At 45.8% G+C, this 14,818-nt stretch carries 17 protein-coding genes and 2 riboswitches; of the genes, 4 read left to right on the top strand and 13 right to left on the bottom strand.

Annotated features, from left to right (window positions below; all coding sequences use genetic code 11):
* Nucleotides 1–56: 56 nt before the first annotated feature.
* Nucleotides 57–473, bottom strand: a complete 417-nt coding sequence (locus NYE72_RS02675; RefSeq protein ID WP_036676842.1) for a hypothetical protein — start codon at nucleotides 471–473, stop codon at nucleotides 57–59.
* 252 nt (nucleotides 474–725) lie between these two features.
* Nucleotides 726–915, bottom strand: a riboswitch (cyclic di-AMP (ydaO/yuaA leader).
* A gap of 418 nt (nucleotides 916–1,333) precedes the next feature.
* Nucleotides 1,334–1,498, top strand: a riboswitch (cyclic di-AMP (ydaO/yuaA leader).
* A 68-nt stretch (nucleotides 1,499–1,566) separates the two neighbouring features.
* On the opposite strand from NYE72_RS02675, the gene NYE72_RS02670 reads away from it, so the two are divergent.
* From NYE72_RS02670 to NYE72_RS02660, 3 genes are read left to right on the top strand one after another with little or no spacing between them, the layout of a single operon-like run.
* Complete coding sequence (locus NYE72_RS02670; protein WP_036676704.1) at nucleotides 1,567–2,121, top strand: hypothetical protein; 555 nt, start codon at nucleotides 1,567–1,569, stop codon at nucleotides 2,119–2,121.
* Nucleotides 2,122–2,135: 14 nt separating this feature from the next.
* Nucleotides 2,136–2,657 carry a hypothetical protein gene (locus tag NYE72_RS02665; RefSeq protein WP_052096743.1) on the top strand — a complete coding sequence of 174 codons (522 nt, stop codon included), beginning with the start codon at nucleotides 2,136–2,138 and terminating at the stop codon, nucleotides 2,655–2,657.
* 40 nt (nucleotides 2,658–2,697) lie between these two features.
* A complete protein-coding gene (locus NYE72_RS02660; RefSeq protein ID WP_038568543.1) occupies nucleotides 2,698–3,150 on the top strand; it encodes a hypothetical protein in 453 nt (150 codons plus the stop codon).
* Between the two features lie 462 nt (nucleotides 3,151–3,612).
* On the opposite strand, the gene NYE72_RS02655 is transcribed toward NYE72_RS02660, so the two are convergent.
* The 6 genes from NYE72_RS02655 to NYE72_RS02630 all read right to left on the bottom strand — a co-directional run bounded on the left by NYE72_RS02655 (nucleotide 3,613) and on the right by NYE72_RS02630 (nucleotide 8,168).
* A complete protein-coding gene (locus NYE72_RS02655; protein ID WP_143758699.1) occupies nucleotides 3,613–3,822 on the bottom strand; it encodes a hypothetical protein in 210 nt (69 codons plus the stop codon).
* 31 nt (nucleotides 3,823–3,853) lie between these two features.
* Nucleotides 3,854–5,134, bottom strand: a complete 1,281-nt coding sequence (locus NYE72_RS02650) for an ABC transporter permease (RefSeq protein WP_076101360.1) — start codon at nucleotides 5,132–5,134, stop codon at nucleotides 3,854–3,856.
* Nucleotides 5,127–6,029, bottom strand: a complete 903-nt coding sequence (locus NYE72_RS02645) for an ATP-binding cassette domain-containing protein (protein ID WP_036676693.1) — start codon at nucleotides 6,027–6,029, stop codon at nucleotides 5,127–5,129. Before NYE72_RS02645 ends, NYE72_RS02650 begins: the two co-directional genes overlap by 8 nt.
* Before the next feature lie 4 nt (nucleotides 6,030–6,033).
* On the bottom strand, nucleotides 6,034–6,963 hold the full coding sequence (locus NYE72_RS02640; protein WP_036676691.1) for an ABC transporter ATP-binding protein: 930 nt from the start codon (nucleotides 6,961–6,963) through the stop codon (nucleotides 6,034–6,036).
* A 19-nt stretch (nucleotides 6,964–6,982) separates the two neighbouring features.
* The gene (locus NYE72_RS02635) at nucleotides 6,983–7,378 is read right to left on the bottom strand and encodes a GntR family transcriptional regulator (protein ID WP_036676688.1); all 396 of its coding nucleotides are present in this window, start codon (nucleotides 7,376–7,378) and stop codon (nucleotides 6,983–6,985) included.
* 61 nt (nucleotides 7,379–7,439) lie between these two features.
* Complete coding sequence (locus NYE72_RS02630) at nucleotides 7,440–8,168, bottom strand: hypothetical protein (RefSeq protein WP_051490929.1); 729 nt, start codon at nucleotides 8,166–8,168, stop codon at nucleotides 7,440–7,442.
* A 465-nt stretch (nucleotides 8,169–8,633) separates the two neighbouring features.
* Between NYE72_RS02630 and NYE72_RS02625 the strand changes: the two genes are divergently transcribed.
* Nucleotides 8,634–8,810 (top strand): hypothetical protein, encoded by a 177-nt coding sequence (locus NYE72_RS02625; RefSeq protein WP_218642183.1) that lies wholly within the window; start codon nucleotides 8,634–8,636, stop codon nucleotides 8,808–8,810.
* Between the two features lie 434 nt (nucleotides 8,811–9,244).
* Here the strand turns inward: NYE72_RS02625 and NYE72_RS02620 are convergent, their stop codons facing one another.
* From NYE72_RS02620 to coxB, 6 genes are all read right to left on the bottom strand, one after another.
* Nucleotides 9,245–9,709, bottom strand: coding sequence for a DUF420 domain-containing protein (locus tag NYE72_RS02620; RefSeq protein WP_036682502.1), 465 nt, complete (start codon nucleotides 9,707–9,709; stop codon nucleotides 9,245–9,247).
* Nucleotides 9,710–9,735: 26 nt separating this feature from the next.
* On the bottom strand, nucleotides 9,736–10,656 hold the full coding sequence (gene ctaG / locus NYE72_RS02615; RefSeq protein WP_076101359.1) for a cytochrome c oxidase assembly factor CtaG: 921 nt from the start codon (nucleotides 10,654–10,656) through the stop codon (nucleotides 9,736–9,738).
* A gap of 85 nt (nucleotides 10,657–10,741) precedes the next feature.
* A complete protein-coding gene (locus NYE72_RS02610; RefSeq protein ID WP_036682505.1) occupies nucleotides 10,742–11,068 on the bottom strand; it encodes a cytochrome C oxidase subunit IV family protein in 327 nt (108 codons plus the stop codon).
* Between the two features lie 5 nt (nucleotides 11,069–11,073).
* Nucleotides 11,074–11,700: a cytochrome (ubi)quinol oxidase subunit III gene (locus NYE72_RS02605; protein WP_076101357.1), complete on the bottom strand. Its 627-nt coding sequence runs from the start codon at nucleotides 11,698–11,700 to the stop codon at nucleotides 11,074–11,076.
* Nucleotides 11,697–13,544 (bottom strand): cytochrome c oxidase subunit I, encoded by a 1,848-nt coding sequence (ctaD, locus tag NYE72_RS02600; RefSeq protein ID WP_051491246.1) that lies wholly within the window; start codon nucleotides 13,542–13,544, stop codon nucleotides 11,697–11,699. The genes NYE72_RS02605 and ctaD overlap by 4 nt, the downstream gene beginning before the upstream one ends.
* 126 nt (nucleotides 13,545–13,670) lie before the next feature.
* Nucleotides 13,671–14,717 carry a cytochrome c oxidase subunit II gene (gene coxB / locus NYE72_RS02595; RefSeq protein ID WP_076101356.1) on the bottom strand — a complete coding sequence of 349 codons (1,047 nt, stop codon included), beginning with the start codon at nucleotides 14,715–14,717 and terminating at the stop codon, nucleotides 13,671–13,673.
* Nucleotides 14,718–14,818: the final 101 nt, after the last annotated feature.

Below are 14,818 nucleotides of genomic sequence, written 5' to 3'. Positions count from 1 at the left end.
TTACAGCTAACGAAGCCACCATATACAGATCCCTCATATCTTCCGCACTCCTTCCATTATCCTTGATGAGGTGATCTATCGATTAGAAAATCAGCATCACCACTATGGGAATAGATTACATAGCTCGCACCAAGTCTTTTATAGACCAATCTAGGATTTATAGAACTTGTAATCACAAAAATTGGCTGTGTCGTCCAGGTACGGCACATCTGAATATAGCGGCAGCAAAGCGGAAAGCTGCTCTCAAACAGATATACCCTGCCTACCGGGAACGATGGGCGAAACCAAGTGCTCTGATGGCGGGTATCCACTAGAATAACCTGCTCGATTCCGAGCTCCTCTAGTAAAGCTTTCTCAGCCAGATTGTTGGTTAATCCCGCCATCTTAATACCCCTGAACTTCAGAAGTTTAATGAAATGTTCTCCCGCCTTTGTAGGCGCACATACAAGCACATATTCATTCTGATCCGTCATCTCTTTTTTCTCCTCCTGCTCATTTACAACAAGGAGGCAACGAAAATCTCCGAAAGGATGTTGACCTATCGTCATTTTCGGGCACAACCTAAAGCTCGGTTGTGTCACGTCATTAGACGCTGCCTAACAAATACCGCTAATGATGAATTTAGCGACCTCTTGGGGGAGGCCTCCATAAATGCTTTGCTTCTAAGAGCACAGCAAAAAGCCACAAAGGATCTCCTCTGTGGCTCGCTAGCGGTCACATTGCACTCATCCTCTCTCCATACGCTTACGAGGTTAGCTGTCGGATTCGGGCGGTGAGAGTCGCCCTACCTGTATAGATGCGAGCTCACTCGCACCCTCTACAGGATTCACCCCATAATCAGCTTCCGACTCTCACATCGGCTGCCGATTGTTGGTTCCCCCGCTTTCCTTATCGGAAATTAAGCGGATCAAATATTCGATTGTCGTTGAAACAGGAGTAATCATACTCTTATGCACGAAGACTTGTAAAACCTGAATGATGCCAAAATAATGCAAATTAAAAACTATTTTCCCATTAGATAGCGCTTACTTGATATCTAATCTCTCTATATCTCTTGTTTACTCGAGTTTCGAGCGTTTAATCGCTATCTATAACCCATGTGATTTTATTCACCTTTTTAGGGTGAAAATACTGCAAATTTCCTTTATAGGTTGAAACGCAAGAAGCTGAGGTTGAGCGAGAAAGAGCTCGATAACACGCCATAAATACCTATTTACCTCGTTTTTCAGTCGTAGTCGGCAGGATATGGTTAAAATCGCTCTAAAAGAACATTTTCCGTTTTTTACAGAAAATCTTGAAAAGAGTATGATTCGGGTTGAATCTAATTCATGAAAAACAATCAACGCTGAGTTCCTGCATTCGCAGGGAACGGGGGAACCATCAGGCCACCTGGCCTACTTGGGGTGAATCCAAAGGAGACTGCGTAAGTCTCAATAGGTAGGGCGACTCTCACCGTCCGAATCCGACAGCTAACCTCGTAAGCGTAAAGAGAGAGACCCTTGATCCGCCACGCTTTGGCCCAGGTATATCTGCCTGTAATCCAAAACCGCAGCAGAGGTCCTCCTCTTGCTGCGGTTTTTGCGTTACCTGAGCCTATTAGGTGATAGCACGCTGGATGGGGTGAATGTTTTGAAGCACTATTATTTAGGGATACATCAAGGGCTGCTTGAGCCGATAAGTCTAAATTACGTTTGTTTCGGGGCCTTGTGGTTCGAAGAAAATAATCACAGGTACATTGTAGGTTATGCATTTGGCCAGAACCAGATCCAAGCCCTTCGCCAATTCAGTACACCTTCTTCTTGTAAAGACTGTTTAGACTCTAAGATTGTATATGAAATATATAAAAAAATTCGAGAACAACAACAGCAGCAGGATTGGTCATCGCATCAAAAACTCCCGTGGTTTACAGCCTTCAAGGAGCCTTGGAAAGATGTAAGCGCCGGTTGGTATGTCTTGAGATCCCGCAGCACCTTTCCCTTACATCTATCTGTTATACGGAAAGAGAAGTTCCGACTATGGCTAGAGCATACCGCAGTCTGTGAGAATAAAATGGAAATGCTCGCCTGTGTAGAAAAGGCTAGTGTCACTCATCATGTAGACTTAAAGCTTTTGGAAATCTAAGGAGGAACCCTACTATGGACCAGCGCAGACTATCCCGCATTGAAGTATTTGTATTGGATGAACCCGAGCCTATTCACTATGGAATGGAAGGGGCTGAAGGCTGCCGTTATGGTATTCTGAAGCTCACCTGTAAGGGAGGTTGCAGTTGGGGGGCTTGTCTAATCTCTGCCAACACCAAAAATTTCGATCTCATTAAATGGAGTTCTTTTTTACGGGCTATCTGTCATTGCCGTCTTGAGGAAGCGCTGGATAAGGTCCGCCGCGAAGGTTCAGATTGGGAGCAGGTTAAGCTTGAGCTAGTTCAGGGTGCTTTGCAGGATTTAAAGGCCAAGCTCCAGGGTAAATCCTTGGCTGGGCATATTCAGCAAGGGCGTCTGTACAGTGTTGCAGCTGGGGGGAGCAATTCCAGAAGTGAACGGCTCTACTACAAACCTTCCAAAGCTTTTTCCACTGCCTCCCAGCAGAAACACAGTTGCCCGGAACCAGACACCGCCGATCTTATCAATAAATCCATCTCTTACTTTTCTATATTATAGATTCAAGCAAATCTCTCATTCTGAAAGGATCGTGTTCACCATGCCTGACCCCTTACCTCCCGTGTCCACCTACAGTGCTAAATTTGCAGAGTGTGTTCAAAAGTATACTAATGAAGTCTACGTACTCAGTTCCATGTTATTAGAACAATCTAATGAGGCAGACAAGGTTACTATCCGCACCTTCACAGAGCTTCATAAAATATATCGTCAGGATAACTTCGACCCTCAGTTATTCTCTATCCACGCTTACCGCACTTGTATTCGCCAGTGTGCTGATTCTTTTGCCCGGCGCTCTCTTCTATCGGCTAAGGGATTACCTTGGGAGGAACAGCTTGTGAAGGTATTGTGGTACGGCTTAAAGCTGCCTCTTTCTCAAATAAGCATTATTCTGCAAAAAAGTGTTCCTGCACTGAAAGCACAGCTTAGAGCTGTACGGGAGCAGATGACCGACCAAGCGGATATACGAACGAGCGCAAATCTTTCTATAATTTAGTCACTAACTAGAATTCAGACGATCTTTAAGCGCATGAAGCATCTAACGGACTCAGGAGCCTTTAATTGAAGCTTTTCCTCAAATTTGGCCGGCGTTCGGACTCCAGTAGAAATCCCGAGCGATGAGCGTCTCGGATCGTCTTCAAGCAGGCCCTAATCATCTTCCACCAAGGCAAGGCTTACGGACCCAGATGACATTATTTGCACGTTTATCGCCTTTTGAGCATAGTATCGGACTCCAGTGCAACTATTTGGTTAAAAGAGCTACTAATTCACCGTTTTTCATGCCAATAGCGACTATTGTGTCCGATATCTTGCCAAATCTCGATGATTGTTGCATTTAAGTGTTGCTGGGTCCGTTAGCTATATCAGCTCGTATACAAAGAGATTGCCAACGCAAAAACGGGGATATCCCAGCAACCATAAATGGCTGTTAGGATCCCCCCCGAAAATTCAGTACCTACTATTGTGCCTTACTCTTACGCGCCTTACTCTTACGCGCCTTACTGTACATCCACAATCCTGCCAACATCCCCACTATAGCAACACCGGTCAATACGCCTTGAACGAAATCCATAAAAGTGGAGCCATCCGGAAGCATTCTACTAACCGAAGCCAGTGATACCGAACTCATTAAAAGCATAATGGTATATTGTTCGCTTGTAGACATCATTAGCACTCCTTAAAAGTTATATGAGGCCTTCTTAGATCTTGTATGCTTTCATCGCTTTTCTGATTTCTTTAATACTTGGGCGTTTGCCGTACATCAGTACGCCGGTACGATAGATCTTGGCTGCCAGCCATCCGAAGATGAAGGTAGTCACAAGCAGGATCAGCAGCGATACAATGACTTGCCAGATCGCCACCTCACCGACACCAATTCGGAGCAGCATCGTCAATGGTGAAGTGAAAGGTACATAACTCGCTATCTTAACCACTAGAGTATCGGCATTGGAGATACTGAACAGTGGAACATAGAACGCTACGAAGCCTAACATCATGATTGGCATTACCGCCTGACCGAGATCCTCCGTACGGCTGACAATCGAACCTACAGCCGCATACATCAAGGCATAGAGGAAGTAACCTAATACGTACAAGACAAATCCATAGAGCAGCAAGTTAATATTGAGCTGGCCTAAATCGAGATCAAAATCAGCCAATACGGTTGCGTTATGCGGGAGCGTCAAATTGACGACGATCGCTGCGACAAAGATCCCAATTTGCAATATTCCTACTAGGAAAACACCGATAACTTTACCGAACATTTGCGCTAAAGGTGAGGCACTTGTAATGAGAATCTCCATAATCCGCGAGCTTTTCTCAGAGGTTATCTCAGCGGCAATCATGTTGCCTGTCATCATAATGGACATAAAGAACAACATAAGCATGGCATATACGATAATGTAGTTAATGGCCGGAGTGTCCTCCTGAGAGCTTTCACTGCCACCGCCTGCGTTAAGCTGTTGTGTAGTAATCTGCACTGGTGTTGACATTGCAGCAATCTGTTCAGAGGTCAGCTTGTCGCCAACGATGAATTGTGTGTTTGCTTGCTGAAGTGCATTTTGAAGATAAACTTGAACATCTCCGTTTAGTTCTCCATCATTACTGTGATAAGTAACGGGTGGAAGCCCTTCACCAGTAGGTTCTGCAAAAGTAACATAACCTTCTACTGTCTCTTCATCTAATGCTTTCTTTAACTCGGCATCATCCGCAGAAGCATATTGTACTATCTTAGCCTGTGGCATGCCCTCTGGCGCAGTATAAGCCTTCAACAATTCTGCAACCTGATTTCCCTCTTCAGCAATCACAGCAATTTGAGTAACTTCACTTTTGGCCGAATCACCCTTAAACTGATCGATGATATAGGGAAGATTCATCCCTATGCTGAGCAATAATACTAGAATCAAAGTAGTAATCATAAATGATTTCGTTCTAACTTTATTTTTAAAGGTAAAGCCGATAATTGTCCCCATCTTATTCATTAGATTCACCCACCGCTCTGATAAAGATTTGGTTTAACGTAGGTTCCTTGATTTCAAAATGCTCCACTTCACCCTGTGCTATCGCCTGCTGTAAAATACGCTGTGCTGCACCGATCTCACTGATCGATAACAGATACCCACGCTCCAGCCGTTTCACTGCTGTAACGCCTGCGATGGACTCCAGACCTTTCACCTCATTAGCTGTACGCAGCAATACTTCTTCCCGCGGGTAGCCATTCTTAATCGTGCGGATATCCCCTTGAACGACCGTATTGGAACGATCGAGAATCGTAATGTTACGGCACAGCTCTTCTACATGCTCCATCCGGTGCGTAGAGAAAAGGATACTTGTTCCCGAATCACGCAATTCTTTGACCGTATCTTTCAGCAGCTCCACGTTTACTGGGTCCAGCCCGCTGAAAGCTTCATCTAGAATCAGAATCTGCGGTTTATGAACGACAGCGGCGATAAAGCCCATTTTTTGCTGATTTCCTTTGGAAAGCTCTTCTATCTTTTTATTGTAATAATCCGGAACCTCAAATCGATCCAGCCAATAGCGCAAGCTCTTATCTGCATCACTAGCTGACATCCCACGCAGGCGGGCTAAGTAAACGATTTGATCGCTGATCTTCACCTTAGGATATAGCCCGCGTTCTTCGGGCAGATAACCCATAAGTTGCTGCAGTTCACTGTTGAAAGGCTTCCCGTTATACAAAATTTTGCCCTCATCAGGGTAGATTAGGCCGAGTACCATACGCATCGTGGTTGTTTTTCCCGCGCCGTTCGCCCCCAGTAATCCGTAAATTTCCCCTTTACCTACAGTTAGGTTAATTCCGTTTACTGCGGTTTTTTCTCCATATTGCTTAACTACACTTTCCAGCTTTAAGGCTTCCATTTCTCTAGTCCCCTCTCTTGTGGTCAATTAGAATAGGACGATGACCCTGTGTCCATAAACTTAATATTTCGTCCAGTTCCAAACTGCGGCTCTTGATAACCTTTACGCCCAAGTTATGAATGCGTTTCTCGTTTTCAGAAAATTGTTCTATGATAAAAGAAGCTACACCCGGTGTATCCATTGTAAAGTGCAAGCCTCCTGGCAACTCAGCCGATAACTCCGCAAGCTCCTCTTCATCCGCAGCATTCACCCAAACCTCGGTCCAAGCACCGAACAGACTGTCTTTTTCAGCCATGCCCAGCAGTTCTCCCCGATGCATAAGGACGATATAATCCGCCAGCCGCCGCACCTCATCCACAATGTGTGTGGAGATGATGATCGTTGCGTTGTTCTCATCCATATATTTACGAAGTGTCTCGATCATAATCTTCCAGGCAAAAGGATCAAGACCTGATGAAGGTTCATCCAATAGCAGCAGACTTGGCCGCGCCGCAAGTGCTGCAGCAATTTCGAATTTCCGGCGCTCCCCTTTAGACATCTTCGAAAGTCTCATATGATACGGAACCTCCAAGCGATCCATCAGCTCCTGAAAATATTGATCGTCCCAATTTGGATACCAATACTTCCGAAATCGAGCTGCCTCCTCTGCATTCCAGTGGTTCTCCTCAGTAATTGACGTTTCAGGAACATAGGCAATGGTCTGGCGAAGCTCCAGAGACAACCCGCTATCATACCTGTTCTCGAACCAATATATCTCGCCTTCCTCTGGATTAGTCAGCTGCATCAGCAGATTCAGCAGTGTGCTTTTGCCGGAACCATTCTGACCTACCAAAGCTGTAATATATCCTTTAGGCATATTCAGGGTCAGCGGCCCTATCGTCTTGTTTCGCCGCCGTTTAAGTACATTCCGCAATTCTATAGCCATCTGTACCATATGAGTAAGCGCCCCCCTCTCAATCCTTTTCTCTATACTTGCGTTCTACAATCTCCATAAAAATCTGTTCAAGTTCATCCTTGCTGCAATGTACCGATCGGCCGATATCCACTGCACTTTCAAGTGCTTTGCCAACCGTTTCCCGTTTATATTCTTCCATTGCTCCGTCACCTACATGGGATACAAAGGTACCTGTTCCTTGTCGCGTTCGCAGCAAACCTTCGTTCTCCAGATCCTGATATACCCGCCGCACGGTAATTACACTGCATTTCAGATCTCCTGCGAACTCACGAATTGAGGGCAGCAGCGTACCTTCTGTAATGACTCCGCTAATGATTAATGATCTAAGCTGAGTCTCTATTTGATGATAGAGGGGCTCTGCACTATTTTCGTTGATTTGTACCGGTATCCACATTATTTACACCTCGCCTTCCACTCTAGCGTGCTAGAGCGCAGTCCTTGCCATTTCCGATTTTTTATACGAGATTGCGACTTTTCAGCCGATGTATAGTCCATTTAGAGAATAATTGCACAGATATTGTCCCCAGCAGAAGTGACCCCCACATGATCGGAGATAACAACCCCCACTCCTTGGAATAGGAGATACTGTATAAGAACAAACTGCCTCCGCCCAGTGTAACTAGGAACGATGTTGCCCACGATAAAACTACGATAAGCAATGTTAGCCATAGATAAGCTTTGCCGCTAAAAAGATATTCAATAAAAATATATAGACCCGAGACCATGAATCCGAAGCCGAGCCAAGTAATCGCAAAAGCTATATACGAAGGAACCGCCAGTTCTGTCCGGAAATTCTCTCCTAACAAGTAAATAATACCGAAGAATAACGTACCATTTAGTGTAAAGGAGCCCACACCCTGAAGTTTCCTCCGCGATAATATTACTGCAGCTGGAATCGGTAAAGTCCGTAAGTAAACCAACATTTTTGTGTAAGAGTCTTCACTCCAATATTTCATGGAGCGGCGAGAGAATGTTAATCCCAATAAGGGGATAAAGGAGAGAAATAAGAAATCCGCTAGCATCGTCCGATCCTGCTCACCTAGTACATCATTTGCTATCAGGCTAGTCAGTCCACCAAGATAACTCATAAAAACAACTGTTATTACGAGGGTCCCTAATATTTTTAATTTGTCTCCGCGAAAATCAGAGCGCAACATAAACCATGAATCTTTTAATGTTCTCATCAATGCTAACCTCGCTTTACAATGTCTTCAGCGTCTAGCAGAAGCAGGTGTTCATATCCCTGTGCTTACTGTATATATCTATATACACAGTATATGACCTTAATTTTACATTGTCAATCCTGTAACTGGAAATTATTCAAAAGAAATAGGAGATTTGGGCAACCTCATACTTCAAGCTTATGAAGACACTCTCAGACGTTAGGTAACGCTTATTAATTGAGATTAACTACAATGAGGGGGAATTGAGGCAGAATGCTACGGGGCGAATGTAACTGGGATAATTGAGTTTATTAGATAATTGATTTCAGGAAATGAAGTAGTAAGAGCTCACTCTCTGCTTCTATGCAACGTGTTGGTGTGATGTGCGTTGAAGGAGGCGGGTGGTGAGTATCGGGGCGGATAGTGGTTCAGGTTCGGGTTCGAGTGAGGGCGGGGGTTTCGGATGTGGGATGCTAGTTCGGGGGTATGATGCGTGCGCGGCGAATGGTCCGGTTTCGAGGGTGGGGTGCTGGTTCGGATGCTGGTGCAATTTCAGATGCGAGGTACTGTTCGGCTGCTGATGCTTGTTTAGGTTTCGGAGTGCGGAATGCTAGTTCGGATGCTGGTGCGGTTTCGGGTGCGGGATACCGTTTCGGCTGCTAGTGCAGTTTCAGGTGTGGGATATGGGCGACTGCCGGACGGAATAGAAACATTAGGGAAAAACTCCCTAAAATCAGCCAAATAGAGCTTAGATTACGAGCTTTTAGGGAATTCCTCCCTAAAAATTCAGCTATTACTCTGTTATTGGGTTAATTCCATTCAATTTTAGGGAGGATTTCCCTAATTATGGCCTTTTTTAGCTAATTTCGTTCATTTTCAGGGAGGTTTTCCCTGATTACGTCTTTTTCGAGCTAGCTTCGTTCAATTTCAGGACAGATCCCGAAGCTCTACAAACCAAAATAAGCCCATCACCCGCAATCCCTACTCAGGAACATGCAGATATATAGGCTTATTTCATAACTATTTACGACTCTGCTACTCTAGTGCTGTTCATTCGCTCAACGCACTAAACTCTGTGCTCTATTCAAGCACTTATTTTACGCACCCAAAATAACTTCCCACACCGGCTTGGTGTGTCCACCTGGATACAAAACATACAACAGCACGTACACCATAACGCCTGTAATCGCTGTGATAAACCAAATTATCGATGTCACTCTGCCCCACTTACGGTGCTTGGAATACTTCGCCTTGAAACCAAGAGTTAACGTAGTAAGTCCGAATACCGCAGCTACGGTTGCCAGGACGATATGGAAGATCAGAAACACTTGATAAATCGTCTTCAGTTCATCCGGACCGCCCCATGAGGTATTCCCCACAAACAACGTTCTCGATACGTAAACAATAAAAAACAGCAGCGCAGCGATAGCGGCAGCAATCATCGTTTTCTTATGCGCCTCGCGTTTGCCCTTGATAATGAGCCACCAACCTATAGCCACCAGCACCGCGCTGAGCACGATGAATGACGTACTAATGGTCGGGAACACTGTGAAAATATCCATGATTCTCCCCCTCGGCAGTCTACCAGTTATGCACGGTTCAAGTTGCTCTCCTGAAGTGTTGAGGATGGCGTCGACAATTCATCGTCGTCTTGTCCGTTCTCTTTTTTATACCAATGATAGAACACATAAGCAAGCATAGAGGCAAAAATAAATTCCTGAATGAACTTCATCGCGATGCCTCCCACCTGTTGATCCACCTTCGGCGACATCACTTCAAAGAATGCAGGACCTCCAAAATTCTGAAGTAAAACAGTGGGGTCACCCGAGATACAATAGCCCATAGCACGCGCCCAAGTCTCTGGATCACTGTAAGTGGCGTAGAGCGGATGATCGGCAAATATAATCAGCCCGCAAGCTGGCGTCAGCAATACCATGTTCAGAAAAATAAACCCAATCTTCCCAAGCCCACTCGCCATACGATGTTCCGGCAGCGGATTAATCAGCGTCCACCACATTAAAGCAGAGGTCAGGAACAAAATAATGTAATAAATACGATGAACAGTAAAATGCAACATCACATAATCATGAATAACAGGAATATGGTACAAGGAAAAAAGTCCGTTAAACAATAGGGCAGCGACCACTGGATGAGCTAAAAAAGATAACCGCCGAAGCGGATTCACCTTTAGTATCCTGCGCCAGATAAAATCTGGAATTCCAAGCATAATCAGCGGCACTGCTACCAGATAAGACAAGGCCATACTGACCATGTGGAAGGAAAACATCATATGCCCTAAAAGGCTAATGGGTCCTCCTTGTGCCAGATAAAGGGCAAGCATCCCACAGACAAATAACGCTCTACGCCAAAATGGCACCGTAACTGAATCGGCATAACGCCCAGCAATCGGACCAATCCACACAAAATAACCTGCTGTCAGCAGCAGCATTACCGCTAGAAAAAGCGGACTCCATAGTTCAGCAAAGCTAAAGTATTCTAATCCCAGCATAATCCCAACCTCCTAGCGCAGGAATTCTTATATCTAAACATCAAAAAGAGGGGGCATCGCAGCCCACCTCTTTCATTATTGTCCGTTAGTTCCACCAAACCCAATACAGCGACATAACAATACAGGTCCCAGCGATAAAGAAGCCGCCCAGCATGAAGAGAATCGGCAGAAGATGCCCTTTATCTTTTAGGTGCATCCAGAAGCCCATCTGTACAATCACCTGAAGAACAGCCATTACCAGCAGCAAAATAATCGCAAAGGTTGCATTTACTCCCCCAGCCGCAACAGCGGCGAAAGCAATCAATGTTAAGACAATGGAGAAAATAAAGACAACAATATGTTTCTGTGGTCCTTCATGCCGATGACGTTGCTTATACCCGCCGCTATCTGGCATATGCTGATCCGTCGTCATAGTGCCTAGCCCACCTTTCCGAGTAGGTATACAACCGTAAAGATGAAGACCCATACCACATCGATAAAATGCCAGTACATGGCTGACACATACACTTTTGGTGCAGTAACTACCGTTAACCCCTTGCGGGCGAGCTGCCCGATCAAGATGGAGATCCAAGCGATCCCGAAGGCTACGTGCGCACCATGAAATCCTACCAGTGTGTAGAATGCCGAGCTGAATGCACTTGTGGTCATTCCGAATTCTTCGTGTCTTACATATTGAGTAAACTCATAGATCTCCAAAACCAGGAAACCTAAACCTAAGACTACAGTCACTAAAAGCCAATTCCGTAGCAGTGCCGGCCGATTTCTGTGCATCGCTTGAATAGCGAATACACTTGTCAGACTGCTAACCAGCAGGATGAATGTTGCAGCGGCTACTAGCGGCAGGTGAAACAGCTCATTCGCCGAAGGCCCCTCATTCGTCTGATTACGCAGTGCGAGGAAAGTAGCGAACAACGTGCCGAACAATACCGCTTCGCCGCCTAGAAACAACCAAAAGGCAAGAACCTTGTTGCGTCCTTCGAGCGTAGCTTTTTCCGGCTCGTGCGGAAAGGTATCCTTAGAAGCTTCTGCATGTGCCGTTGTCATGTCCGCTCACTTCCTTCCAGCTCTTCAGGTTCAATATGCCATCCGTGATCATCATACAGCGAACGCATCAGCATGGATCCAAATGTAATAATAAGACCGATGGCTGTAACGATATAATTATTAAACAGGAAGCTCATAAAAGCATTGCCGAATTCATCACGGCTAAACATAAAGCCAAGCCCAGCGATAAAAATTCCGATAGACATCGTAAACGGTAAAATCGTTGCCGACGGCATATGAATTGAGCCCACCGGCTCTGCTGGTGTCATGCCTTTATTCCCTGCTACTTTTTCTTTCCAGAAGGCATCAATCCCCCGAATAAGAGGTGTTTGCTTGAAGTTATATTCTGGCGGCGGTGAAGGAATGGTCCATTCCAATGTACGTCCATCCTCCCACGGATCATTGCTTGCATCCGCTGGTTTTCTGGAAGTCAGGAAGATGTTCACCAAGAAAATAATCATACCGACACCCATAAGTCCTGCACCGATGGTACTGACTAGATTCAGGAAATCAAATTGCTGATTAGGTAAATAAGTAAATACGCGGCGCTGCATCCCCATAAGCCCAAGGAAATGCTGTACAAAGAAGGTCAGATGGAATCCGATGATAAACGTCCAGAAGGTCCACTTGCCCAGCTTCTCACTCAGCATCCGTCCGAACATCTTCGGCCACCAGTAGTGCAGACCTGCGAACAGGCCAAGCACCAAGCCACCAACAATAACATAGTGGAAATGCGCTACGACAAAATACGTATCATGGAACTGAAAGTCAGCAGGTGCGGACGCCAGCATCACTCCAGTTACTCCCCCCATAGTGAAGGTAGGAATAAATCCAACAGCGAACAGGTTAGGGGTTGTGAAACGTACTTGCCCGCCCCACATCGTGAACAACCAGTTAAAAATTTTAATCCCGGTAGGAACCGCAATTAACATCGTTGATACGGAGAACAACGCGTTAGCTACAGGTCCAAGTCCAGTTGTGAACATGTGGTGAGCCCAGACCATGAAGCCTAAAAAGGCGATCAAGATGGTTGCAAACACCATGGAGCTATATCCGAACAGTCTTTTACGCGAAAAGGTTGGGATGACCTCGGAAATAATCCCGAAGGCAGGCAGAATGAGAATGTAAACTTCCGGGTGACCAAATATCCAGAAGATATGTTGCCATAGCACTGGACTTCCTCCGGCTCCAACTTCGAAGAAATTGGCTCCGAGAATCCGGTCAAATGTCAACAGTACTAAACCTACTGTTATTGCTGGAAAAGCAAACAAAATAATGGCGGAAGTGATAAATGTGGTCCAGGCGAACATCGGCATCCGCATATAGGTCATTCCCGGCGCACGCATCGTAATGATCGTGGCTAGAAAGTTAATCCCCCCGATGAGGGTCCCTAATCCGGCAATTTGCAAGCCGATCGTATAGAAGTCTACACCGTGTGTAGTGCTGTATGTACTCGTAGATAGTGGGGTGTAGGCGGTCCACCCGGCATCAGGAGCACCACCCATAACCCAGCTAAGATTCAGTAGAATCCCGCCGAACAGGAAGGTCCAGAAACCAAGTGCATTTAGAAAAGGAAAGGCTACGTCACGTGCACCGATCTGTAGCGGAATGACGGCATTCATGAGTGCGAAGATGACTGGCATGACGCCGAGGAAGATCATCGTCGTACCATGCATGGTTATGAGTTCATTAAACGTTTGTGCATCCAAAAAGTTATTCATCGGCTTGATGAGCTGCCAGCGAATCAGAAGCGCTTCAATTCCCCCGATGCCAAAAAACAATCCTCCGGCCCATAGGTACAAAATCGCGATTTTTTTGTGATCGACGGTAGTAAGCCAATCCATAAGTCCTGTATGGCGCTTCACACTGTGGCCGTGCCCCAGAGGCTTGGATGAATTCAAGGTATGCGCTGCTTGAGCCAAAGTTCGTCCCCCCTTTTCGAAAGTTCCGCCCGCCTTTAGGCTAAGGCATTAGTCCAGCTTATAGTTGGCCAGATACTCTGCAATGCCATCAATCTCAGCATCACTCAGGCCCAGATCTTTGGGGTTAGGCATCAGATTGCCTGGTTTTACGGATTGCGGGTCGTGCAGCCAGGTTTTGAGATTCTCTTCAATCGGCGCACCATCTTCCCTCGTGTCGTCGTTGAGCAGAATTCCAGCAATCGACTCCCGAGAACCAATTCCGGTCAAGTTCGGCGCATTATTAATCCCTTGATCGCCTACAGCGTGGCAAGTCAGACATGCCGCTTTGAACTTCTCAGCTAAAGCAGGATCCTCCGGCAGCACAGCGACAGGCGCTTTCATCGAATCAATCCACTTCTGAAATTCCTGTTCACTAACTGATTTCACCTTAAATTCCATCAATCCATGAGAAGGCCCACATAGCTCCGCACATTTCCCACGGTAAACGCCTTCATTAGGCGCACTAAAGCTAAAGCGGTTAATCGTTCCAGCTGGGTTGGTATCGATTTTACCGGAAAGAGAAGGGACCCAGAAGGAGTGCAGCACATCTTTAGTTTCCAGTTCAAAGGCGATATCTTTGCCCACCGGAATAATCAGATCCTGTGCTGTAGTTACCTTATAATCGGTATACTCAAACTCCCACCAGTATTGGTGGCCGGTTACTTTAACCTTGATCGCATTCTTGTCATTGGAATGATCATCTCCAGCGGCAAACACTGCTTTCACCGTTGGCACGGCCAGTACTACAACAAGGATAAGCGGAATAACTGTCCAGAGAATCTCAAGTTTAATGCTGCCCTCAACCTGCTCAGGGATTTCATTCTGACCCGGTCTTCTGCGGAAGCGGATCAGTACATAAGCTGCAATCGTAAAGACAATCAGCAGCACCACGATCATAATGCTGATCGACAGCTCCATTAATCCGTAAGATCTGTCTGCTGCAGGTCCCTGTGGTCTGAGTACTGACAAGTCCTCACGACCGCACCCGGCAAGAAAGAGTCCAAACATAGCGGTCATGGGAAGGAGTCGCTTTACAGCCTGCCACGTTTTCATCATTGATCTACCCCGCTTTTCCCGATTTCGTAGATTCCTGTTTTTTTCTGTCAATTATAACAATCACTATTAATATAAGTTTAAGGGAAAGTTTTGTCAATCGT

This window comes from Paenibacillus sp. FSL L8-0333 (assembly GCF_037965665.1).
GTDB lineage: Bacteria > Bacillota > Bacilli > Paenibacillales > Paenibacillaceae > Paenibacillus_AQ > Paenibacillus_AQ odorifer.
Note: the sequence above shows the minus strand (reverse complement) of the source record. Positions and strands in the feature narration are given on the sequence as shown.